Raw genomic sequence first — 21786 nt, 5'->3', positions numbered from 1 at the left:
GCAAAGCGCGAGGGTTTCTCTCATTCAGACTGAACAACCAGCCTCAAACCACCACCGTCTGCGCCTCGCCCGCCTGGCTCTCGCGCACCACGCCGATCTTCCAGACCTGCTCGCCCGCGCCCGACAACAGACCGATGGCGGCTTCCGCGTCTTCCGCCGCAACGATCACCGCCATGCCGATACCGCAGTTGAACACCCGATGCATTTCCGCATCCGCGACGCCGCCATGCTTCTGCAGCCACGCGAACAGCGGCGGCAACGGCCACGCGCGGTGATCCAGCTCCGCCGTCAGCCCGTCACGCAGCACGCGCGGAATGTTCTCCACCAGTCCGCCGCCGGTGATGTGCGCCATGCCTTTGACCGTGATGCTCTGCATGGCCTGCAACAGCGGCTTCACGTAGATGCGCGTGGGCGCCATCAGCGCATCGGCGAGCGTGCGGCCGTCGAAGTCGGCGTCGAGGTCCGGATTCGCGCGCTCGATGATCTTGCGCACCAGCGAAAAGCCGTTCGAATGAATGCCGCTCGACGCCAGCCCCAGCACGACATCGCCCGGCTTGATCGTGCTGCCGTCGATGATCTTGCTCTTCTCGACCGCGCCCACCGCGAAACCCGCGAGGTCATATTCGCCGTCGGGATACATGCCCGGCATTTCCGCCGTCTCGCCGCCGATCAGCGCGCAGCCCGCCAGCTCGCAGCCCTGCGCGATGCCCTTCACGACGTCCGCCGCAGTGTCCACGTCCAGCTTGCCGCAGGCGAAATAATCGAGGAAGAACAGCGGCTCGGCGCCTTGCACGAGGATGTCGTTGACGCTCATTGCGACGAGATCCTGACCCACGGTGTCGTGGCGGTTCAGCGTGAACGCGAGACGCAGCTTGGTGCCGACGCCGTCCGTGCCCGAAACGAGCACCGGCTCCTTGTACTTCTTCGGCACCTCGAACAGCGCGCCGAACCCGCCGATGCCGCCCAGCACGCCGTCACGCAACGTCTTCTTGGCAAACGGCTTGATGCGGTCGACGAGCGCGTCGCCTGCGTCGATGTCCACGCCCGCGTCGCGGTAAGACAAACCTTGGGTTTCCGGGGTGGATTTCGGCTGATTCATGGGGGGAGTGCGAGAAGGTCGGTAAAATGCGATTTTACCCGATGATGACCCGCCGACCGATTCTCACGCTGTTCAAACGCGCGAGCCTCGCTGCGGCAACGGCGCCCCGGACTCCGGCGCGGCCATCAGCCATGCGCCCGTTACGGCGCACGCATGACTGACGGACGTGGTACCGAACACTCGGCGTCGCGCCCCCGCGCGGCCCGGCCGCACGTTTCGAAACCTGCCCGACCCCAGGCCCGACGACTCCGATTCCCGTGCAACGCCAACTGACGCTCGATCTCGGCACGCCGCCGCCCGCCACCTTCGCCAACTTCTTTGCTGCCGGCAATCACGAACTGATTTCGCGCCTGCGCGAACTCGAAGGCGCGCTCGCGGCCGGGCCCGTCGCCGACCGCACGTTCTATATCTGGGGCGAGCCGGGCAGCGGCCGCAGTCACTTGCTGCAGGCGCTGATCCACGAAGCCAGCGGCCACGCGCGTTATCTGAGCCCGCAAAGCGCCCTCAACGCGTTCAACTTCGATCCGCGCGTGACGCTCTATGCCGTCGACGATTGCGATCTCCTTTCACCCGCCCAGCAAATCGCGCTCTTCAACCTGTTCAACGAAGTGCGCGCGCACCCGGTGAGCGCGCTGGTCGCCACCGGCAATGACGCGCCGCTCGCGCTCATGGTGCGCGAAGACCTGCGCACGCGGCTCGGCTGGGGCCTCGTATTCCATCTCCAGCCGCTCTCCGACGACGCCAAGGCCGCGGTGCTGAAGCACGCGGCCCGCGAGCGCGGCATCGTGCTGGCGGACGACGTGCCAGGCTACCTGCTCACGCATTTCCGCCGCGACATGCCGAGCCTGATGGCGCTGCTCGACGAACTCGACCGCTTCTCGCTCGAACAGAAACGCGCCGTCACGCGCCCGCTGTTGCGCGCCATGCTGCAACAGGGCGGACGCGGCGCGCCGGCGGACTTCTCCGGCGAGCCGTCCGGTCCGGATGCGCCGCCTGTCGCCACGGACAACGATCCGACCCGCTTCAAGTAAAATGCGCACCCATGAACCTCGCCCTCTTTGATCTCGACCACACGCTCATCCCCACCGACAGCGACCACGAATGGGGCCGCTTCATGGTGAAGCTCGGCATCGTCGACGCGGATTCCTTCGCGCGCCAGAACGACGCCTTCTACGCCGACTACAAGGCGGGCGTGCTCGACATCAACGCCTATCTGCATGCCATGCTCGCGCCGCTCGCGAAATATTCACGCGAGCAACTCACCGACTGGCACGCGCAGTTCATGCAGGAAGTGATCAACCCGCGCATCGTGCCGTCCGCCGTCACGCTGGTGCGCGAGCATCAGGACAACGGCGACCTCTGCTGTCTCGTCACCGCGACCAACGCGTTCATCACCGCGCCGATCGCCGAGGCCTTCGGCATCGAAACGCTGATCGCCTGCGAAGTCGAAACCGTCGACGATCATCCGCACGGCGCGCTGACCGGCAAGCCCACGGGCACGCCGAGCTATCGCGAGGGCAAGATCGTGCGCGTGGAGCAGTGGCTCGCCACGCTCGGCAAGTCGCTCGACGACTTCAAGCACAGCTTCTTCTACAGCGACTCGCATAACGACATCCCGCTCCTCGAGCGCGTCACCGACCCCGTCGCCACCAATCCCGACGACACCCTGCGCGCGCATGCGCAAGCCCGAGGCTGGCGCATTCTGAATCTCTTCGACACACGTGATTAAAAAACTCATCCGCAAGCTGTTCGGGCAAGACAGCGCCGAACCCACCGGGACCGCGCCCACCGACACGCCGACAGCTTCGCCCGACGCCCGACCCGCCCGCCCCGCCAGCAAGAGCCCGCGCAAGAAAGCCGCCGCGCCGCCCAGGCGCGATCCGAGCGTGCCGGTCATCCTGTCTTCCGACATCCACGGCATCGATCCGTCGCTGATCTCGAAGAACGCGGTGCGCGTCACCGACGGCCTGCAGCATGCGGGGCATCGCGCGTTCATCGTCGGCGGCGCGGTGCGCGACCTGCTGCTGGGCGTCGCGCCCAAGGACTTCGACGTCGCCACCGACGCCACGCCCGACCAGGTGCAGAAGCTGTTCCGCCGCGCGCGCATCATCGGCCGGCGCTTTCAGATCGTGCACGTGCAGTTCGGCCAGGACATCATCGAGACCTCGACCTTCCGCGCGCTGATGGACGCGCCGCCCGAGCCCGCGGCCGAACCGCCGCGCCGCCTGAAGCGCGGCGAACTCGACAGCCGCACGCACGCGGTGGATGCGAGCGGCCGCGTGCTGCGCGACAACGTCTGGGGCGAGCAGCACGAGGACGCCACGCGCCGCGACTTCACCATCAACGCGATGTACTACGATCCGGCCACGCAGACCGTGCTGGACTATCACGACGGGATGGCCGACATCCGCGCGCGCCTGCTGCGCATGATCGGCGACCCGGCCACGCGTTATCGCGAAGACCCGGTGCGCATGCTGCGCGTGGTGCGCTTCGCGGCGAAACTCGGCTTCGAGATCGACGAAGCCACGCGCGCGCCCATCACGGAACTCGCCGACCTGATGAACAACGTGCCGGCCGCGCGTCTGTTCGATGAAATGCTCAAGCTGCTGCTGTCCGGCCACGCGCTCGCCTGTCTCACGCGATTGCGCCAGGAAGGTTTGCATCACGGCGTGCTGCCCTTGCTCGACGTGGTGCTGGAGCAGCCGCACGGCGAGAAATTCGTCACGCTCGCGCTCACCAGCACGGACGAGCGCGTGCGCGCGGGCAAGTCGGTGTCGCCGGGCTTCCTTTTCGCCACGCTGTTGTGGCACGACGTGCAGACCCGCTGGCAGCAGAACACGGCGAACGGCGAGTATCCGGTGCCGGCGCTGCATCGCGCGATGGACGACGTGCTCGACATGCAGACCGAGAAGCTTGCGATCCACAAGCGTTTCTCGTCCGACATGCGCGAGATCTGGGGTCTTCAGCACCGGCTGGAAAAGCGCGGCCGCAGTGCGCTGAAGCTGCTGGAACACCCGCGCTTCCGGGCGGGGTATGATTTCCTGCTGCTGCGTTGCGAGTCGGGCGAGCTCGATGCGGAGACCGGTCAATGGTGGACCGACTTCATCGAGAGTGATCACGTCGCGCGTGAAGGCTTGCTCACGCAAGGCGGCAAGGAATCCAGCGGCCCGAAGAAGCGGCGCCGCCGCAGCAACGCGAAGCGCCGCTCGGGCGATGCCGCAATCGGTCCGCAAACCGAAATGAATGCGGGCAGCGTTGACGGCACCGCACCGGACACCGCAAGCAGGCGCGAAGACGCGGACAACGCATGACGCCGGTTTTGGTTACAGTAGCGCAGAGCGGCATCGCCTGAGTGTGTCGCTTGTACGCTTCTGCTTTTGCTGAGACCCACGCGTAGGACTTCTGCCATGACGATTGCTTATCTCGGCCTGGGGGCGAATCTCGGCGATGCGCGCCAGACCCTGAAAGACGCCGTCGTGTGTCTCGCCCAGCAGCACACGATCACCGTGCTCGCGAAATCGAGCCTCTACCGGACGGCGCCCATCGACGCCACCGGCGACGACTACTTCAATTGCGTCGTCAAGCTCGAAACCAGCCTGCCCGCCCGCGCGCTGCTGCGCCTGTGCCACGGCATCGAAGAACAGTTCGGACGCGAGCGGCCGTATCGCAACGCGCCGCGCACACTCGATCTCGATATCCTGCTGTACGGCGCGTCGAGCATCGACGAACCGGATCTCGTCGTGCCGCATCCGCGCATGACCGAGCGCGCCTTCGTGCTGGTGCCGCTCATCGAACTCGAACCCGATCTCATCCTGCCCCAGCGCGGCCGCGCGGATGCCTTCATGGCGGCCGTCGCCGAGCAGCGCATCGAGAAAGTCGCCGCCTGCCAGTGCATGGCCGGCTCACCCGCACGCGGCGCGAATCCCGCCGCCTCCAACAAGACCGATTGCCGATGAGCGTTCCGCCTCTCACCGTCACCGCGCCGCAACTCAAGCCGCCGCATCGCTACATCGCGATCGAAGGGCCGATTGGCGTCGGCAAGACCACGCTCGCCACGCTGCTCGCCGAACGCTGGTCGATGCGCACGCTGTTCGAGCGTCCGCAGGACAATCCTTTTCTCGAGCGCTTCTATCGCGACACGACACGCCATGCGCTCGCCACGCAGCTGAGCTTCGCGTTGCAGCGCACGACGCAGGCGGCGGAAGCTGCCGACATCGTCGCGAGCGGCACGCCGCTGATGGCCGACTTCGTCACGCAGAAGAGCGAGCTGTTCGCGCGCCTCACGCTGAGCGACGACGAGTTCCAGCTGTACAAGGACATCGCGGGCCGCCTTCACGCCAGCGGTCCCTCGCCCGATCTCGTCATCTATCTGCAGGCCAGTCCCGAAGTGCTGTTCTCGCGCATTCAAAAACGCGCGCTGCCGATGGAACTGCAGATCTCCGACGCCTATCTGCGCGCGCTCTGCGATGCCTACAACGACTTCTTCTATCACTACGACGCGACGCCGCTGCTCACCGTGAACGCGGAGCATCTGAACCCGCTCGCGTCGGATGAAGATCTCGTCTTGCTTCTGGAGCGCATCGACAGCATGCGCGGGCGCAAGGAATTCTTTGTCAAGGGCGTGTCGGCGTGAGCGCGTGACGGCGTGGTGACGCAACGGCGCCCTTTTCTCTCTCCAGTGAAACCATCATGACGTACCTGCAGGAAACGAATCGCTCGACGATCACCGTCCCCAAGCTCCAGGCCATGCGCGAGGCAGGCGAACGCATCGCGATGCTGACCTGCTACGACGCAAGCTTCGCCGCGCTGCTCGACCGCGCGGGCGTCGATGTGCTGCTGATCGGCGACTCGCTCGGCAACGTGCTGCAAGGTCACGGCACGACGCTGCCGGTGAGTGTGGACGACATCGCGTATCACACGGCCTCGGTGGCGCGCGGCAACAAGAGCGCGCTGATCGTCGCCGACATGCCGTTCGGCACGCTCGGCTCGAAGGAAGACGCCTACGGGCACGCCGTGAAGCTGATGCGCGCGGGCGCGCAGATGGTGAAGATCGAAGGCGGCGAATGGCTGGCGGAGACGGCGCATTTTCTCGTCGAACGGTCCATTCCGGTGTGCGGGCACGTCGGGCTGACGCCGCAATCGGTGCATGCGTTCGGCGGCTTCAAGGTGCAGGGCAAAACCGACGCCGCGGCCGAACGCATGAAGCGCGACGCCCTTGCACTCCAGGAGGCGGGCGCGCAGTTGCTCGTGATCGAAGCCGTGCCTACTTTGCTCGCCCGCGACGTGACCCAGGGCCTCGCCATTCCGACGATCGGCATCGGCGCGGGTATCGACTGTTCGGGCCAGGTGCTCGTGCTGCACGACATGCTCGGCATCTTTCATGGCAAGCGCCCGCGCTTCGTCAAGGATTTCATGCAGGGGCAGCCGAACATCTTCGCTGGCGTCGAGGCCTATGTCCGCGCGGTCAAGGACGGCAGCTTCCCTGGTCCGGAACACACCTTCTGACGCAGCGCAGGCCGAACGCTCCAGCCGCGCATATCCTGCCCACGAATTGCGTTTTCTCGTACATACTGGCGAGCTTCTTGCGGCTATGCTCGACAACAGTCACTAAAAAAACAGCGAGAACGACCATGTGGCAAGTTCTTCCCGACGAATACGTTCGGGCCCAGCTGGCAGTCGGTTCACTCGTCGCGCTCGGGGTGGCGCGCGTGGTGGCGGCGGGCATCGGCGCCCAGCGCGGATGGCGCATCTCGCGGGTAACGCGCTGTTTCATCGGCGCGGCGGCGGTGTTCTGCTTGCCGCAACTGCTCGAAGTCATTTTTTATAGCGACTCGCACCTCGCCTTCGTCGAATTGCAGGGGAAGGTCATTGGCTGCGCGGTGGCGCTATTCTGCGCGCCTATCGTCAGTCACCGGCTCGGGTACGAATAGGCGCGGCCACGCTCAACCCGCGAGCGACGCCCCCGGCACGCTGTGAGACAGCACGGCCGCGGCGACGAACACGCCGGCCATCAGCAATGCTTCGAAGCGCAGGACGTTGATGACCGTGTGCGCATCCGCTGTCGCCGCGCTGCGCTGCAAACGCGGCAATCCCGACCAGCGGTTCAGCGCGCCGAGCAGCAGCGCCGCCGCGATCAAGCCAAGTTTGACGAGCAGCGCGTGACCCCATGCGCTCGACATGAGCACGCCCGGCGAGCCGCCGGTGCCACGCCACGCGTTGAACGCGCCCGTCGCGATGACCAGCGCCACCGCGACCATCGCCGCGCGCGACATGCGCGTCGTGAGGCGAATCAGCGTTGCCCGTGCCGTCGATGTATCCAGCGCCGGCAAGACCCACGCGCCCGCGATGACCAGACCGCCCCATCCAGCCGTGGCGAGCAGATGCAGCGCCTGCACGGCTTCGGCTGAGGAAAACGCGCCGGCGTCGGCCGCATGGCCGACCGCCGACTTGCCCGCCGCCACGATCAGCGCCGCGCACGCTCCCAGTCCAAGCCGCGCTGCCGATGCCGGCCGGCCCGACACCACGGCGAGCCACAACAGCACGCTGCCCGCCAGCCCCACCGATCCGCCGATGCCCGCATGCGTGTCCGTCGCCACGAGCCACAGCGAGGCGCCGGCTTCGAGAACCGGCGCGCCGCTCATTGCGGCCGCTTCGAGCCAGAGCGACGCGATGCTGCACAGCACGAGCACGCTCGCGGCGATCGCCCCGATGCGCGCGGCCCGGCGCCAGCCGGCCAGCGCCGGTGACAGCGGCGCAAAGGCCTGTTCGCGGGACAGCCAGATTCTGAACATCGAGGCGCCGAGCGCGCAGGCAAAAGCGATATCCGCCACCGCCGCGAACGCGGTCTGTGCGAACCAGAGGAAATCGTCACTCATCGTGCGAGGTGAAATGCAATAGCGATAGCAAGGGCAAGCCGCATGGCCGAAAGGATGATCGCGGAGAGAAATCGGGGCGAGTCTAAACCAAGCCGGACAACTCGATCGGACAGGTCACGGTGCGGCACAGCATCGATTGCCTGCAAAACGCCTTGCAATTTGCCCCTCCACTTCCGAAACTGCATGGATCGCATGAGCCCGACCGTGCGTCCGGGTCGAGTCTTTGTCGAATGACGAAAGACGCTTTTCGAGCCTTTCGCTGCTGCGCGGCAAATTGTCGCGAATGCGCTGCAACAGGACTCACGGCGCGATTGTGTCAAATAGTCATCATCATGCATCGATGATAGAATGCCGCGTCGCATCAGAGGCTCGTCGAGCCGCTGTGGCCGTGGTCCGCCACCTGTCGCCACTGTCAGCCCCCTGCGTGGCCGTGGTTCGCCACCTTCGCACCGAGCCGCACGAAGCTCGGCAGGTCCCCGAATTTCATGGAGTGTCGCGTGTTTTCAAGACGCATCTTCCGTCCGCTGCTTGCCTTGGCTCTGATCAGCAGCGCCGGCATTTTCGGCGCACAAGCGCAAGCCCAGACGGCCAATCAGCCGGCGACCGACAGCATGGCCGCTCGCGTGCAAGGCTGCACCGCGTGCCACGGCGTTCACGGCGAAGGCACGGACAACGACTACTTCCCGCGTCTGGCCGGCAAGCCTGCCGACTATCTGTACAACCAGCTCCAGAATTTCCGCGAAGGCCGGCGCCGGTATCCGCCGATGAACTACCTCGTCACGTATCTCTCGGACGACTACCTTCATCAGATCGCCACGTACTTCTCGAACCAGCGTCCTCCGTATCCGCCGCCTGCCAAGTCGAACGTCTCGAGCAGCACGCTCGCACGCGGCCAGCAGATCGTGCTGAACGGCGATCCCTCGAAGAACATTCCCGCGTGCGCGGCCTGCCACGGCAAGGGTCTGACCGGCATGCAGCCGGCCATTCCGGGTCTCGTCGGCCTGCATTCGGATTACATCAGCGCGCAGGTCGGCGCATGGAAGTCGGGCACGCGTCACGCGAAAGCTCCTGACTGCATGCAGCAGATCGCCTCGCGCCTGACGGACGACGACGTCACTGCCGTCGCCGCCTGGCTCTCCACGCAACAAGCACCCGCCAACCCGGTGCCCGCGCCCGCTGGCTCGTTGAAGATGCCGCTCACCTGCGGCAGCGAACCGCAATAAGGCGTCTGGAGCGACAACAACATGAAACGCAAGTCCCTGTTCGCACTTTCCTCGGCTGTCGTGGTGGCAGCCGTCGCAGCCGGCGCCGTCCTCTGGTCGGGCGGCGACAACCTGCATTCGGGCGGCGCCATCGCGGCGACGCCGGCCGACAAGGCCGCCCTCATCAAGCAAGGCGAATATCTGGCCCGTGCCGGCGACTGTATCGCCTGCCACACGGTGCGCGGCGGCAAGCAGTTCGGCGGCGGCCTGCCGATGGCCACGCCGTTCGGCACCATGTTCACGCCGAACATCACGCCGGACGATCAATACGGCATCGGCAAGTGGACGTCGGACGACTTCTATCGCGCGATGCACACGGGCCGTTCGAAGGACGGCAGCCTGCTCTACCCGGGCTTCCCGTTCACGAGCTACACGAAGGTCACGCGCGCCGATTCGGACGCGATCTACGCCTATCTGCGCTCGGTCGCGCCGATCAACGAGCCGAGTCGTCCGCACGAACTGCGCTTCCCGTTCAACAACCGCAACCTGCTGATCGGCTGGCGCACGCTGTTCTTCTCGGAAGGCGAGTACAAGCCGGATCCCACCAAGTCGGTTGAATGGAACCGCGGCGCGTATCTGGTCGAAGGCCTGGGTCACTGCGGCATGTGCCACACGTCGATCAACGCGATGGGCGGCCCGGTGAGCTCGGCGGCCTTTGCCGGCGGCCTGATCCCGCTGCAGAACTGGTATGCGCCGTCGCTGACGTCGAACAAGGAAGCCGGCCTCGGCGACTGGGACCTGAAGGACATCAACGACCTGCTGAAGACCGGCGTGTCGCAACGCGGCGCGGTGTTCGGCCCGATGGCCGAAGTGGTCCACAACAGCCTGCAGTACATGACCGACGGCGACATCAACGCGATCTCGACGTATCTCAAGTCGATCCCGCAGAAGAAGGAAGCGCCGGAAGTCATGCAGCTCGAAACCTCCGAGAAGTTCGGCGGTGAACTGCTGACGCTGGGCAAGAAGGTGTACACCGAGAACTGCGCGAAGTGCCACGCGGAAAACGGTCTCGGCAAGCCGCCGGCTTACCCGCCGCTCGCCAACAACCAGTCCATCCAGATGCCGTCGGCCGTCAACCCGATCCGCATGACGCTGAATGGCGGCTATCCGCCGAGTACGGAAGGCAACCCGATGCCGCACGGCATGCCGCCGTTCGCACAGGCGCTGTCGGATACGGAAGTGGCCTCGGTCGTGACGTACATCCGTATGTCGTGGGGCAACCACGGTACGCCGGTGTCGCCGCAACAGGTCAGCAACCTGCGTTCGGCGCCGCTCGACTGATGCTCGACTGACATGTCCGGCGGTCCTCCGCCGAGACAGCGTACAATACGCCATGGGGCGCAGCCTTCGTAGTTGGGGCCGCGCCCCTTGCTTTTTGGCTGGGCCGTTTTACGGTTGCCGCGTGTGCGGCCCTGTCGCGTGGAATTCCTATGCATGTCGGTGAGCGTTTCAACAGCATCAGCCATCTGATCGGCGCCTTGCTGTCGGTGGCGGGTTTGGCGACGCTTGTCACGCTCGGCGCGCTAGAGGGCGATCCCTACAAGGTCGTGAGCTTTGCGATCTACGGCGCCATGCTCTGCGCGCTGTATGTCATCTCCACGCTGTATCACTGGGCGCGCACGCCGCGCGTCAAGGCCATACTCCAGAAGTGCGATCACTCGGCGATCTACTTGCTGATCGCCGGCAGCTACACGCCCTATACACTGGTGACCTTGCGTGGGCCATGGGGTTGGTCGCTGTTCGGCGTGAGCTGGGGGCTTGCGGTGTTCGGCATTACGCAGGAACTGACGCTCGGGCGCCGAACCCGCAGCGTCTCGATGGTGCTCTATGTGCTGATGGGCTGGCTCGCGCTCGTAGCCGTTCATCCGCTCGTGACGGCGCTGCCGCCCGCGGGACTCGCGTGGCTGGTGGCGGGCGGTCTGGTGTACACCGCCGGCATCTGGTTTTTCATCAACGACGAGCGCATCCGGCACGGACATGGCATCTGGCATCTGTTCGTGCTGGCAGGCAGCCTGTGCCAGTTCGTGAGCGTCGCGCGCTATGTCGCGTGAGCTCCGGCTGGACGGATGCCGCGGCATCGCAATATCGTCGATGCAACTTAGCGCCAGATGACGTGTCTTGATAGCACGTCTTACCTTGCGGTATTGCCGGGCAGTCACTGACCGCCAATCGGCCCGCCGCCCGATTTTCTCCGAGCGTCACGCATGCGCTCTGCCGGCCGGACTCCGGTTCGCCGCAGCCTCGTTCGCATGCGCGCCGTTCGACACAATGAAGTGAACGCCATCCATGTCTTTTGATTCACTCGGCCTGTCCGAACCCCTGCTTCGCGCCGTCAACGAACTCGGCTACTCCATCCCCACCCCCATTCAGCTCCAGGCGATTCCCGCCGTCCTGAAAGGCGGCGACCTGCTCGCGGGCGCGCAAACCGGCACGGGCAAGACCGCCGGCTTCACGCTGCCGATCCTGCAACGTCTGTCACAGCTTGCGCCGGCCGCGGGCGGCGCCAAGCGCCCGGTGCGTGCGCTAATTCTCACTCCGACGCGCGAACTCGCCGCTCAGGTCGAGGAAAGCGTGCGTGCCTATGGCAAATATCTGAAACTGCGCTCGACCGTGATGTTCGGCGGCGTCGGCATCAATCCGCAGATCGACGCGCTGCGCCGTGGCGTGGACATCGTCGTCGCGACGCCGGGACGGCTGCTCGATCACATGCAGCAGAAGACGATCGACCTGTCGCAGCTCGAGATCCTCGTGCTCGACGAAGCTGATCGCATGCTCGACATGGGTTTCATCCACGACATCAAGCGCGTGCTGGCGCGTCTGCCGGCGAAGCGCCAGAACCTGCTGTTCTCGGCCACCTTCTCCGACGAGATCAAGGCTCTGGCCGACAGTCTGCTTGCTTCGCCCGCGCTCATCGAAGTGGCGCGCCGCAATACGACTGCCGAAACGGTCGAGCAGAAGATCCATCCGGTCGATCGCGATCGCAAGCGCGAGATGCTGACGCACCTCATCCGCACGCACAACTGGTTCCAGGTGCTGGTGTTCACGCGCACGAAGCACGGCGCCAACCGGCTCGCCGAGCAACTCGGCAAGGACGGCATCAGCGCGCTCGCCATTCACGGCAACAAGAGCCAGTCGGCCCGCACGCGCGCGCTCGCGGAGTTCAAGGACCAGACGCTGCAGGTGCTGGTCGCGACCGATATCGCGGCGCGTGGCATCGACATCGATCAACTGCCGCACGTCGTCAATTTCGATCTGCCGAACGTGCCGGAAGATTACGTGCACCGCATCGGCCGCACCGGACGCGCGGGTGCGGAAGGCGAGGCGGTGTCCTTGGTGTGCGTCGACGAGCATCAGCTTCTGCGCGATATCGAACGCCTCATCAAGCGGCCCATTCCGCAGGAAGTGATTGCCGGCTTCGAGCCGGATCCGAATGCGAAGGCCGAGCCGATCCAGCGTCGCAGCCAGGGTGGTGGCGGGCGCGGTCAGGGACAAGGTCAGGGCCGACAAGGACAGGCGCCGCGTGGCGGTGAAGCCCGTCCGAAGAGCGAAGCGCGGCGGAGTTCCGCCGAGCAACCTCGTCGCGACGGCGGCCGTCCGGGCGGTGATGCGCCGCGTGCGGCGCGGCCGGCCAATGGCGCCAACGGCGGCCAACCCGCGCGCGATGGACGCAATCACGGCAACGGCAAGCCCGCTGCCAAGCCGAACACGGGCAATGGTTCGGCACCGCGTCGCGCCGAATCGGCAACGGCTGCGGCCGGTCACGCCGACAACCGGCGCAAGCCCGGCGGCAATCCGGGCGCGCTGCTCAACGGCCGCCGCGACCCGCAGCGTTCGGGCGATCGCAGCCGCTAAGGCTCTTGCTGGCCCGGGCTCCTGGGTCAGCCCTTCATGACGCGGCGGCGCTCGCCGCCCGCTTCAGCCACTCGATCTGCTCGCGCCAGCGCGCGAGCACCGTGGCCTCGTCCTCAAGCTCGAATGCCATGCCATGCGTGAGTCGCGCATAGGGCACACGCTGCGTTTCGCCGCTCTCGATCGTCCCCACGAAGCACGCGAGCGGCACGCTGTCGAGCGGCACTTGCCGCACTTCCAGATGGACCTGATGGAACGCTTCGTCGAACACGAAGGTGATCGTCGCGCGTCCGCTGCCGCCGATGGCCCGCGCCGTACGCGACGACGGCCATAGCGCGAAGGCGAGCGTGCGCTCGTCGGGAGCGAACAGTTCGCCGGTGCTGAGGAGCGCGGTCCGCACGCAGCGGGCCTCGGCATCCGCAACGCACAGCGACGCCGTGAAACGGTCGGCCGCCCCGACATGCGTGCCATCGAAGCACGCGCGCAGGGCCGGCGGCCAGGCGTCGAACACGGCATGCGCCGACAGGACAGGTTTCAATGAGTTGGAGGCGGACATAAGAAAATGCCGGCTTGAGGCCGGCATCATGGGTTGCGTAGCGGTCTAGCGGAAGAATAACTGCGTCATCTTGGAAAGCGGATAGTGAACGCCGGGCTGGATGCGCGCAGGCAAGTCCAGCGGCTTGAGCAGCATCTTGATGGCCTGATCCGCCGACAGGTTGCGCCTCACCAGCGCGTTCACCCGCGCGGACAGTTCCCGGTTGTAGTTCGAATCCTGTGCGTGTTCCGGATAACGGACGGCGAACACGTGCCGCAGCGCGATTTCGGAATCCTCGCTTTTCAGTTCGGCAACGCGCCGGATCAACGCGCCGAGCACGGCGATGCGGCCATTTCCCTCGATCTTGTTCCACTTCTTGAAGAAGCGGAAAAAGTGCTTGTAGTGGCGCACTTCGTCCGTGCGGATGTTGTCGGTGATTTCCTTCAACACCGGCTCATTCGAGCAATCGTTGATCGCTCGATAAAGCGTCGCCGTGCCGGTTTCAACGACACAGCGCGCGACCATTTCCAGCGCGCGCTTTTTTTCGAAGGCTTCGTAAGAGCAGGTCAGCGAATATTCATCGAAGAAACTCTTGAACGCCCGGTCCCAGTCGAATTCCGGCCAGACGTAATTGATATAGGTCTTGAGCGCCCTGCCATGCTGCATCTCCTCGGGCTCCCACTCGGTGTTGAGCCAGGCGGAGATTTCAGGATCGTCATGGAAGTACTTGCTGAGGTTGCTCGTATAGAGATCAGTGCCGCTCTCGATGAACGAGCAAGCGCACAGCAACAAGAGAAGATGCTCGTTGGACTGCGCTTTTTGAAGGTCGATCCGGGACAGATCGATGTCTTCGATGCGCCACGGCATGACGTGGCTCGTTTCAGTGTGCATGTGTCGCGCTCCTGGCTGGACTGAACGCGCCTTCGGCCAACAAAAGACGGCCGAGGTTTCAGGCGACACCATGACCGGTTGCGTCATGGCATCTTCAACTTCATGTGTTAGCAGCTTGTTTTTGCATCTTAGCCGCCCTGCCACGAGTTTGCAGGCATGGGGGACAGACTCGCGCGCAGCCACGTCGGTTCCGCATGTGCAGAATTTCCACGACTCGAACGCGGGCGCGCGTCGCTGCCATGCAGCATGAAGCGTGCCGGAACGCGTGGTTGAGTTATAGATGCAGAGAGCGCATCAGGAATTCGGCGGCCGTCAGATCGCGCACAGCCACGCAGGGCGTGACGCGCCGGGCCCTCGCTGCAAGAGAGAGCGGCGTTCCGCTTGATAGGGAAGCCGCAACAACGCGGCTTCCCTCGTGCTTAGAAACCGGCAGCGAGCCCGTCGCGACGGCTGTCGCTTGCCGCGACGTAGCCGCGTTCCGGATCGTTCCGATCGAGCTTCCAGATGTATTGTCCGGAACCGAAATCCATGTACGGATCATCCACCGACTTGATCCGATGGCCGAGCCCTTCGAGCGCCCGCGCCGTGTCGGGGTCCAGTGTGGACTCGATGTCGATGGTGAAGTCGTGGTTGACCTTCCAGCGCGGCGCATCGCACGCGGCCTGCGGCTGCTGGCCGTAGTCGAGCATGCGTACGATGGATTGCAGATGCCCTTGCGGCTGCATGTCGCCGCCCATGACGCCGAAGCTCATGACGGCTTCCTGCCGGCCTTCGACCTGTTGCGTCAGGAACGCGGGAATGATCGTATGGAACGGGCGCTTGCCGCCCGCGACGACATTCGCCGACTTCGGGTCCATCGAGAAACCGCAACCACGATTCTGCAGCGAGATGCCCATGCCGGGCACCACGACGCCCGAGCCGAAGCCCATGTAATTCGACTGTATGAAACTGACCATCATGCCGCGTTCATCCGCTACGGACATGTAGATGGTGCCGCCTGACTTCGGCATGCCAAAGTCGAAATGCGTCGCGCGCGACGGATCGATAAGTTTGGCGCGCTCGGTGAGATAAGCGTCGTCGAGCATCTGTTCCGGCGTCACTTCCATCGCCCGCGGGTCCGCGACGTAACGATAGACGTCCGCGAAAGCCAGCTTCATCGCTTCGATCTGCAAGTGCTGCGACTCGATGCGATCGACGCTCAGTGCGCCGACATCGAACTTGTCGAGAATCCCGAGCGCGATGAGCGCCGCGATGCCCTGTCCGTTCGGCGGGATCTCGTGAACCGTGTAGCCGCGATAGTCCTTGCTGATCGGCTCGACCCAGTCCGCGCGATAGTTGCGGAGATCCTCCATGGTCAGCGCCGCTTCTCCCTCGCGGGCGAAGGCTGCGATACGCTCGGCGATCTCGCCTTCGTAGTACGCGCGCGGGCCTTGTTCGGCGAGCATGCGCAGGGTCTTCGCGTGACCGGGAAAGCGCACGAGTTCGCTCACTTCCGGGGCGCGGCCGTGCGGCATGAAAACCTCCGCGAAGCCCGGCTGATCCTTGAGTTCGGGCACCGCCGCCGCCCACTTGTAGGCCACGACGCTCGCCACGGCATGACCGCGCTCGGCGATCTCGATGGCAGGCTCCATCAGATCCGCGAACGGCAACGTGCCGAACTTCGCATGCAGCGCTTCCCATCCGGCGATGACGCCCGGCACCGTGACCGCGTCCCAGCCGCGCTTGGGCCGCCGCGCCAGGCCGTTGTCCTCGCCGTACTTGCGGCGAAAGTAGTCGACGTTCCATGCCGCCGGCGACACGCCCGACGCGTTGAGGCCGTGCAGTTTCCCGCCGTCCCAGACCAGTGCGAACGCGTCGCCGCCCAGGCCGCACGACACGGGTTCCACCACCGTGATGGCCGCCGCCGCCGCGATGGCGGCATCGACGGCGTTACCGCCCTTCCACAGCATGCGCAGCCCGGCCTGCGCGGCCAGCGGGTGGGAAGTGGACACGATATTGCGGGCGAACACCGGCAGACGCGGTGTGGGATAGGGGTTTTGCCAGTTGAAGCGAGTCATTGAGTTGAATCCGGAATACCTGCGCTTTCGGTGATGAGCGAAAGTCGCGTGGTGGGTCATACAAAGGGTCAAGTTTGCATTGCGCACTTAATCCCAAGCAAATTCGTTTGTCGCTCTCATTCATGATGTCGATTCATGAAACGAACGATACTCGCGGCGTCACCGAACGAAGCTGCGGCCAATACGCATGGTGCAACGCGACAAGAACTTCAAGTAGATTCTTCAAATTCGGCCCGGCAACGGACCGCCTCCAGCGACAACAAAAGTCAAAGCCAAAATTTTTCACTGCGAGTTTGGCACTCGTCTGACACTTGCCTACAATCCCAATTCCCGGAACCCGCGGCACAACCACAGCGCGTCCCGGCGCTTGTTCAGTTTTCCCCTTAAAACGTTTCGAAGCAAAAAGATCTGGCTTACAAAGCCGGCTGGTTATGCCGTTCGGTCGTCATGGAGAACACAATGCTGAGTCCGCACGAATTTGCCACGCTGCTACTGGTTCAGGAAGCACCCAATCAGGTGGACATGGAGCGTCAGGAACTCGACGCCCTGCTCGAACGCCAACTCGTTCAACTCGAAAGTCTCGCCTCGGGACGTCAACAATGGCGTCTCACCGCAACTGGCGACTCCACCGTCAAGGCTTTCAAGCGCTACTCGTAGCACGCGCGGCAGGACTCCGGACGCGGCCCGTAGCCGCGTCCGTCTGACGTTCCCCCTCCAGGAATTCCCGATACTTCCGACGCGTCATCCGGCGCGCAAGGTTGGATCGACAGCCGCTCGCCAGCTCAATGCGCGAGCGCGCTGATCCAGGAAGAAATTCGCCCACGCACTTTGCGATTCCGGCCCGGGATGGGCCTTCCACGCGCGATACTGTTCTCCAATGTCAGCCTGGAACGCGCAGAAGCGCTCCCTGGAAAGCCCCCCGCGACGCTCGGCCACGTAAGCGTCGAAAAACGCCGAGTAGACTGACTGGGCGTCGCCGCCGTAGTCGGCCGGCGAAGCGCCGCACATTCCCTGCAGCGCGCTGAAGGACGGCGCGCCCAGCGATCCGTCGAGACTTGGCGTGCTCACGCATCCCGCCAGCAGCGCCGCACCCAGCACACCTGAAGCTACCCGCACTCGCATTGCCCTCACCTCTTTCCGATTGACTGACGCCAGTATCGGTCCAAGCGCACCGGCGCGCCACTCGGCCGAATGGCATAGGCATCGTGCGGTTTGCGACTTTCTCTCCGCAATGTCCGCACGTCCTATGCCGTTCGGCCGAGTTGTCCGCGCCGGCCGGCTCCGTTAGATTTGCCCAGACGACATTCACGGCACGATGTACGCCCGAACCCGGAGATGACCATGCAGGATCAGACCATTCTCGCGCTCGACCAGGGAACCACCAGTTCGCGCGCCATGCTGTTCGACCGCCGCGGCAACATCGTCTCGGTCGCGCAGAAGGAATTTCAGCAGATATATCCGCAGTCGGGCTGGGTGGAGCATGACCCGCGCGAGATCTGGTCCACGCAGGCCGGCGTGGCCGCTGAAGCCGTCACGCGCGCGGGCGTGAGCGCGTCTTCCATTGCCGCCGTGGGCATCACGAATCAGCGCGAGACCACCATTGTCTGGGATCGCGAGACCGGCACGCCGCTCTACAACGCAATCGTCTGGCAGGACCGTCGCACGGCGGCGTTCTGCGACGAACTCAAGAACCGTGGTCTCGAGGCCATGGTGCGCGCCAAGACGGGCCTGCCCGTCGACGCGTATTTCTCGGCCACGAAGATCCGCTGGATCCTGGACAACGTAGAGGGCGCGCAAGACAAGGCGCGCCAGGGGCGCCTCGCCTTCGGCACGGTGGACAGCTGGCTCATGTGGAATTTCACGCGTGGCCTGCATGTCACGGACATCACGAACGCCTCGCGCACGATGCTCTTCAACATTCACGAACGGCGTTGGGACGACGAACTGCTCGACGCGCTCGACATCCCGCGCAGCATGTTGCCCGAAGTGCGCAGTTCATCGGAGGTGTACGGCACCACGCGCGGCACCGTGTTCGCGCAGGATCTGCCGCTTGCCGCGATTGCCGGCGACCAGCATGCGGCACTGTTCGGTCAGATGTGTACAGAGTCAGGCATGGTCAAGAACACTTACGGCACAGGCTGCTTTCTTGTCATGAACACCGGCGAACAGCCAATCGAATCGCGCAACAATCTCGTGACCACTATTGCGTGGCAGATCGGCGACCAGGTCAACTACGCGCTCGAAGGCAGCATCTTCATTGCAGGCGCGGTCGTGCAATGGCTGCGCGACGGCCTGGGTCTGATCCGCCACGCACGCGAGATCGAGGCGCTCGCGCGCCAGGTGCCGCACAGCGACGGCGTATATCTCGTGCCGGCTTTCGCCGGGCTCGGTGCGCCGCACTGGACCCCGCGCGCACGCGGTACGCTGTTCGGCGTGACGCGCGGCACGGCAGCGAGTCACATTGCGCGCGCGGCGCTCGACTCCATCGCTTATCAGTCTGTCGACGTGCTGAAGGCCATGGAAGCAGACTCGGGCCTGCGCATCGCGGAACTGCGTGTCGATGGCGGCGCGTGCGCCAATGACCTGTTAATGCAGTTCCAGGCTGACCTCCTCGGCGTGGAGGTCGCCCGGCCGCGCATCGCGGAGACCACGGCGCTCGGCACGGCGTATCTGGCCGGGCTGGCTGTCGGGTACTGGAAGGATGTCGGCGAACTCAAGGCGCAATGGCAACTCGAACGGCGCTTCACGCCGTCCATGCAGGCGGAGGAAGTCGCATCTCGTCTCGCGGGCTGGCAACGGGCGGTCGGGGCGGCGAAGGCCTGGGCGGACGGGTGACTTCAAGCCGCGTGGGTATGGGTGAACTCTTACGCGCCGCGTGCGGTGCGGTCAGGTGTGGTGACGTGCCGCCACCGGCTGTCACGTGCGAAAAAGTGACGTGCGGTGGTTGCGGTGGTTGCGGTGGTTGCGGTGGTTGCGGTGGTTGCGGTGGTTGCAGTGGTTGCAGTGGTTGCAGTGGTTGCAGTGGTTGCAGTGGTTGCAGTGGTTGCAGTGGTTGCAGTGGTTGCAGTGGCTGCAATGGTTGCGGTGGCTGCAGCGACGTGCGTTGACCACGGTGACGGCAGTCACGTGCCACCACCTGCGAAGGCGTGACGTGCACTGAGATGCGGCGACGTGCCGTATTGCGCGGTAACGTGCCCCTTCACGCGACCGCGTGCGACCGAGCGCATAAGCCTCGGCAAGCGCCACGTGCCGCGCCCGGCCGCGCGCTCGCCCCCGCCCTGCCAGCAAAACCGCAATGCAAAATCAGGAAAGCACGTCCCCGAAGTCCCCACGCACCCCGGCAGCAACCAGCGCGGGCAGCTCGTCCATATGCTCCATGATCCGCGTGATGCCCGTCTCGCGCAGCACTTGAGCATATCCGGAAGGAATGTGACTCGCGCCCACGAACGCAATAGTCTTCATGCCCGCCGCGCGCGCCGCCGTCAGGCCGGCCACGCTGTCCTCCACGACGAGACAGCGCGCCGGATCGACATCGAGCGTACGCGCCGCCAGCAGATAGACATCCGGATAGGGCTTCGGACGCTCGACCTGCTGGGCGCTGAACACGCGGGGGCCAACAATCTCCTCCAGCCCCGCGCGCCGCACAGAGGCGCGCACGCGCTCCAGGCGGCTGTTCGACACCACCGCGACCGGCAGCCCACAGCCCTCAAGCGCCGCGCGTACCCCCGCGATCGGACCGACCGATCGTGCGAGTTCCACGGCCACCCGCGCTTCTATCGTATCGACGAAACCGGCCGGCATCAGGATACCGAAGCGGCTTTCGAGCTGCGCCAGGAAACGGGAGGTCTGCTGGCCGAAGGCCGTCTTGACGACCGGTTTGAAGTCGATGCCGGGAAACGTCTCGGTGAGCACGTCCAGCATCACGCGATCCGCGATGATTTCGCTATCGACGAGCACGCCGTCGCAATCGCAGATGAGATGATCGATCATGTTGGCTCGAATTACGTTAAGCCAACATGATAAGCGTTCAGCAGGCGTCGGCAGCGTTTATGTCAGAACGATTGGAAGCGCGGCGGGGCGCATCCAGGCGCGCCGCGAACCACGTCACGCCGAGTGCAACCAGCGCAACCACGGCGGCAGCCCACGGCAGCGCATCCAGACCGTGGCCATGCGTCAGCACCGCTCCGCCCAGCCACGCGCCACCCGCATTGCCCACGTTGAACGCGCCGATGTTCAGCGTCGAAGCCAGGTTCGGCGCGTCCTTCGCTTTTTCCACGACGCGCGTCTGCAAAGGCGGCACAGTCGCGAACGCCGCGATGCCCCACACGAAGATCGTCAGGATCGCACCCGTCTGGCTGTGACTCGTCTTCGCGAACACCGCCATCACGATGGCCAGCGCAATCAGAATGCCCATCAGCGAGCGCATCAGCGCACAGTCGGCGAGCCGGCCGCCGATCGTATTGCCGATTGTCAGCCCCACGCCGAACAGCACCAGGATCAGCGTGACCGCGCGCGGCGAAAAGCCGCCCACTTGCTCGAGAATCGGCGCGATATAGGTGAACACGATGAACACGCCGCCGAAGCCGAGCACGGTCATCGTCAGCGCGAGCCACACTTGCGGGTCGCGCAACACGCGCACTTCGCGACCCAGACCGCTCGGCGCGGCGTCGTGACGGTTCGGCACCAGCGCCGTCACGCCCAGCGCGGACAGCACGCCGAGCCCCGCGACGATCCAGAACGTCGCGCGCCAGCCCAGCTCTTGCCCGACGAACGTGCCGAACGGCACGCCCAGCACGTTGGCGAGCGTGAGGCCGGTGAACATCAACGCAATCGCGCTCGCGCGCTTCTCTGCCGGCACGAGCGATGCCGCCACCACTGCCCCGATACCGAAGAACGAGCCGTGCGCGAACGAGGTGACGACGCGCGCGACCATCAACAGGCCGTAATCCGGCGCGACCGCGCACAACACGTTGCCGACGATGAACACGGCCATCAGCAACTGCAAGGCAAGCTTGCGCGGCATGCGTGCCGTCAGCACGGCGAGCAGCGGCGCGCCGACCGCGACGCCCAGCGCGTAGCCGGTGACGAGCAGGCCGGCCGAGGGGATCGACACCGAGAGATCGTGCGCGACGTTGGGCAGCAGGCCCATGATGACGAACTCCGTCGTGCCGATGGCGAAAGCGCTGATGGCCAGCGCGAGAAGAGGCAGGGGCATGAT

The 21786-nt window shown here is 65.1% G+C and carries 21 protein-coding genes; 13 read left to right on the top strand and 8 right to left on the bottom strand.

Going from position 1 to position 21786, the window contains the following annotated elements; genetic code table 11:
- Positions 1-43: 43 nt before the first annotated feature.
- On the bottom strand, positions 44-1099 hold the full coding sequence (purM, locus tag QCE88_RS03720; protein ID WP_309899278.1) for a phosphoribosylformylglycinamidine cyclo-ligase: 1056 nt from the start codon (positions 1097-1099) through the stop codon (positions 44-46).
- A gap of 251 nt (positions 1100-1350) precedes the next feature.
- Between purM and hda the strand changes: the two genes are divergently transcribed.
- The 7 genes from hda (at position 1351) to QCE88_RS03685 (ending at position 7029) form a co-directional block, all read left to right on the top strand.
- Positions 1351-2130: a DnaA regulatory inactivator Hda gene (hda, locus tag QCE88_RS03715; protein ID WP_309903377.1), complete on the top strand. Its 780-nt coding sequence runs from the start codon at positions 1351-1353 to the stop codon at positions 2128-2130.
- Between the two features lie 11 nt (positions 2131-2141).
- Positions 2142-2828, top strand: coding sequence for an HAD family hydrolase (locus QCE88_RS03710; protein ID WP_309899276.1), 687 nt, complete (start codon positions 2142-2144; stop codon positions 2826-2828).
- The gene (gene pcnB / locus QCE88_RS03705; protein WP_309899274.1) at positions 2821-4410 is read left to right on the top strand and encodes a polynucleotide adenylyltransferase PcnB; all 1590 of its coding nucleotides are present in this window, start codon (positions 2821-2823) and stop codon (positions 4408-4410) included. Before QCE88_RS03710 ends, pcnB begins: the two co-directional genes overlap by 8 nt.
- Positions 4411-4506: 96 nt before the next feature.
- Entirely contained in the window at positions 4507-5055 is a 549-nt protein-coding gene (gene folK, locus QCE88_RS03700; protein WP_309899272.1) for a 2-amino-4-hydroxy-6-hydroxymethyldihydropteridine diphosphokinase, read from the top strand.
- A complete protein-coding gene (locus tag QCE88_RS03695) occupies positions 5052-5732 on the top strand; it encodes a deoxynucleoside kinase (RefSeq protein WP_309899270.1) in 681 nt (226 codons plus the stop codon). Before folK ends, QCE88_RS03695 begins: the two co-directional genes overlap by 4 nt.
- A gap of 56 nt (positions 5733-5788) precedes the next feature.
- Entirely contained in the window at positions 5789-6604 is an 816-nt protein-coding gene (panB, locus tag QCE88_RS03690; protein ID WP_309899267.1) for a 3-methyl-2-oxobutanoate hydroxymethyltransferase, read from the top strand.
- A 125-nt stretch (positions 6605-6729) separates the two neighbouring features.
- On the top strand, positions 6730-7029 hold the full coding sequence (locus QCE88_RS03685; RefSeq protein ID WP_309899265.1) for a hypothetical protein: 300 nt from the start codon (positions 6730-6732) through the stop codon (positions 7027-7029).
- A gap of 12 nt (positions 7030-7041) precedes the next feature.
- Here the strand turns inward: QCE88_RS03685 and QCE88_RS03680 are convergent, their stop codons facing one another.
- Complete coding sequence (locus QCE88_RS03680) at positions 7042-7974, bottom strand: CopD family protein (RefSeq protein ID WP_309899263.1); 933 nt, start codon at positions 7972-7974, stop codon at positions 7042-7044.
- Between the two features lie 485 nt (positions 7975-8459).
- On the opposite strand from QCE88_RS03680, the gene QCE88_RS03675 reads away from it, so the two are divergent.
- From QCE88_RS03675 to QCE88_RS03660, 4 genes are all read left to right on the top strand, one after another.
- Positions 8460-9197 carry a c-type cytochrome gene (locus QCE88_RS03675; RefSeq protein WP_309899260.1) on the top strand — a complete coding sequence of 246 codons (738 nt, stop codon included), beginning with the start codon at positions 8460-8462 and terminating at the stop codon, positions 9195-9197.
- A 21-nt stretch (positions 9198-9218) separates the two neighbouring features.
- Positions 9219-10517 carry a cytochrome c gene (locus QCE88_RS03670; protein ID WP_309830607.1) on the top strand — a complete coding sequence of 433 codons (1299 nt, stop codon included), beginning with the start codon at positions 9219-9221 and terminating at the stop codon, positions 10515-10517.
- A 149-nt stretch (positions 10518-10666) separates the two neighbouring features.
- Positions 10667-11287 (top strand): PAQR family membrane homeostasis protein TrhA, encoded by a 621-nt coding sequence (trhA, locus tag QCE88_RS03665; protein WP_309830605.1) that lies wholly within the window; start codon positions 10667-10669, stop codon positions 11285-11287.
- Between the two features lie 235 nt (positions 11288-11522).
- Complete coding sequence (locus QCE88_RS03660) at positions 11523-13088, top strand: DEAD/DEAH box helicase (RefSeq protein ID WP_309899259.1); 1566 nt, start codon at positions 11523-11525, stop codon at positions 13086-13088.
- Positions 13089-13122: 34 nt separating this feature from the next.
- Here QCE88_RS03660 and QCE88_RS03655 read toward each other — a convergent pair whose 3' ends face one another.
- The 3 genes from QCE88_RS03655 to QCE88_RS03645 form a co-directional block, all read right to left on the bottom strand.
- On the bottom strand, positions 13123-13641 hold the full coding sequence (locus QCE88_RS03655) for a hypothetical protein (protein ID WP_309899257.1): 519 nt from the start codon (positions 13639-13641) through the stop codon (positions 13123-13125).
- Positions 13642-13686: 45 nt separating this feature from the next.
- A complete protein-coding gene (locus QCE88_RS03650; RefSeq protein ID WP_309903375.1) occupies positions 13687-14511 on the bottom strand; it encodes a ferritin-like domain-containing protein in 825 nt (274 codons plus the stop codon).
- Between the two features lie 419 nt (positions 14512-14930).
- Positions 14931-16568: a gamma-glutamyltransferase family protein gene (locus QCE88_RS03645; RefSeq protein WP_309899255.1), complete on the bottom strand. Its 1638-nt coding sequence runs from the start codon at positions 16566-16568 to the stop codon at positions 14931-14933.
- A gap of 459 nt (positions 16569-17027) precedes the next feature.
- Between QCE88_RS03645 and QCE88_RS03640 the strand changes: the two genes are divergently transcribed.
- On the top strand, positions 17028-17225 hold the full coding sequence (locus QCE88_RS03640) for a hypothetical protein (RefSeq protein ID WP_309807295.1): 198 nt from the start codon (positions 17028-17030) through the stop codon (positions 17223-17225).
- 84 nt (positions 17226-17309) lie between these two features.
- Here the strand turns inward: QCE88_RS03640 and QCE88_RS03635 are convergent, their stop codons facing one another.
- On the bottom strand, positions 17310-17690 hold the full coding sequence (locus tag QCE88_RS03635) for a hypothetical protein (RefSeq protein ID WP_309899253.1): 381 nt from the start codon (positions 17688-17690) through the stop codon (positions 17310-17312).
- 219 nt (positions 17691-17909) lie between these two features.
- Here QCE88_RS03635 and glpK point away from each other — a divergent pair, with 219 nt between their 5' ends.
- The gene (gene glpK, locus QCE88_RS03630; protein WP_309899251.1) at positions 17910-19403 is read left to right on the top strand and encodes a glycerol kinase GlpK; all 1494 of its coding nucleotides are present in this window, start codon (positions 17910-17912) and stop codon (positions 19401-19403) included.
- Between the two features lie 468 nt (positions 19404-19871).
- Here glpK and QCE88_RS03625 read toward each other — a convergent pair whose 3' ends face one another.
- The gene (locus QCE88_RS03625; protein ID WP_309899249.1) at positions 19872-20558 is read right to left on the bottom strand and encodes an HAD family hydrolase; all 687 of its coding nucleotides are present in this window, start codon (positions 20556-20558) and stop codon (positions 19872-19874) included.
- 37 nt (positions 20559-20595) lie between these two features.
- The gene (locus tag QCE88_RS03620) at positions 20596-21783 is read right to left on the bottom strand and encodes an MFS transporter (protein WP_309899247.1); all 1188 of its coding nucleotides are present in this window, start codon (positions 21781-21783) and stop codon (positions 20596-20598) included.
- Positions 21784-21786 lie beyond the last annotated feature (3 nt).

The organism is Caballeronia sp. LZ035, from assembly GCF_031451175.1.
Taxonomy (GTDB): Bacteria; Pseudomonadota; Gammaproteobacteria; order Burkholderiales; family Burkholderiaceae; genus Caballeronia.
This window is presented reverse-complemented; position numbering and strand designations above follow the sequence as displayed.

What these genes read in the sequence shown, in the direction of transcription:
- purM (WP_309899278.1), bottom strand. Translation starts at nt 1,099, where the DNA reads ATGAATCAGCCGAAATCCACCCCGGAAACCCAAGGTTTGTCTTACCGC.
- QCE88_RS03710 (WP_309899276.1), top strand. Translation starts at nt 2,142, where the DNA reads ATGAACCTCGCCCTCTTTGATCTCGACCACACGCTCATCCCCACCGAC.
- folK (WP_309899272.1), top strand. Translation starts at nt 4,507, where the DNA reads ATGACGATTGCTTATCTCGGCCTGGGGGCGAATCTCGGCGATGCGCGC.
- QCE88_RS03695 (WP_309899270.1), top strand. Translation starts at nt 5,052, where the DNA reads ATGAGCGTTCCGCCTCTCACCGTCACCGCGCCGCAACTCAAGCCGCCG.
- panB (WP_309899267.1), top strand. Translation starts at nt 5,789, where the DNA reads ATGACGTACCTGCAGGAAACGAATCGCTCGACGATCACCGTCCCCAAG.
- QCE88_RS03685 (WP_309899265.1), top strand. Translation starts at nt 6,730, where the DNA reads ATGTGGCAAGTTCTTCCCGACGAATACGTTCGGGCCCAGCTGGCAGTC.
- QCE88_RS03680 (WP_309899263.1), bottom strand. Translation starts at nt 7,974, where the DNA reads ATGAGTGACGATTTCCTCTGGTTCGCACAGACCGCGTTCGCGGCGGTG.
- QCE88_RS03675 (WP_309899260.1), top strand. Translation starts at nt 8,460, where the DNA reads ATGGAGTGTCGCGTGTTTTCAAGACGCATCTTCCGTCCGCTGCTTGCC.
- QCE88_RS03670 (WP_309830607.1), top strand. Translation starts at nt 9,219, where the DNA reads ATGAAACGCAAGTCCCTGTTCGCACTTTCCTCGGCTGTCGTGGTGGCA.
- trhA (WP_309830605.1), top strand. Translation starts at nt 10,667, where the DNA reads ATGCATGTCGGTGAGCGTTTCAACAGCATCAGCCATCTGATCGGCGCC.
- QCE88_RS03660 (WP_309899259.1), top strand. Translation starts at nt 11,523, where the DNA reads ATGTCTTTTGATTCACTCGGCCTGTCCGAACCCCTGCTTCGCGCCGTC.
- QCE88_RS03655 (WP_309899257.1), bottom strand. Translation starts at nt 13,641, where the DNA reads ATGTCCGCCTCCAACTCATTGAAACCTGTCCTGTCGGCGCATGCCGTG.
- QCE88_RS03650 (WP_309903375.1), bottom strand. Translation starts at nt 14,511, where the DNA reads ATGCACACTGAAACGAGCCACGTCATGCCGTGGCGCATCGAAGACATC.
- QCE88_RS03645 (WP_309899255.1), bottom strand. Translation starts at nt 16,568, where the DNA reads ATGACTCGCTTCAACTGGCAAAACCCCTATCCCACACCGCGTCTGCCG.
- QCE88_RS03640 (WP_309807295.1), top strand. Translation starts at nt 17,028, where the DNA reads ATGCTGAGTCCGCACGAATTTGCCACGCTGCTACTGGTTCAGGAAGCA.
- QCE88_RS03635 (WP_309899253.1), bottom strand. Translation starts at nt 17,690, where the DNA reads ATGCGAGTGCGGGTAGCTTCAGGTGTGCTGGGTGCGGCGCTGCTGGCG.
- glpK (WP_309899251.1), top strand. Translation starts at nt 17,910, where the DNA reads ATGCAGGATCAGACCATTCTCGCGCTCGACCAGGGAACCACCAGTTCG.
- QCE88_RS03625 (WP_309899249.1), bottom strand. Translation starts at nt 20,558, where the DNA reads ATGATCGATCATCTCATCTGCGATTGCGACGGCGTGCTCGTCGATAGC.
- QCE88_RS03620 (WP_309899247.1), bottom strand. Translation starts at nt 21,783, where the DNA reads ATGCCCCTGCCTCTTCTCGCGCTGGCCATCAGCGCTTTCGCCATCGGC.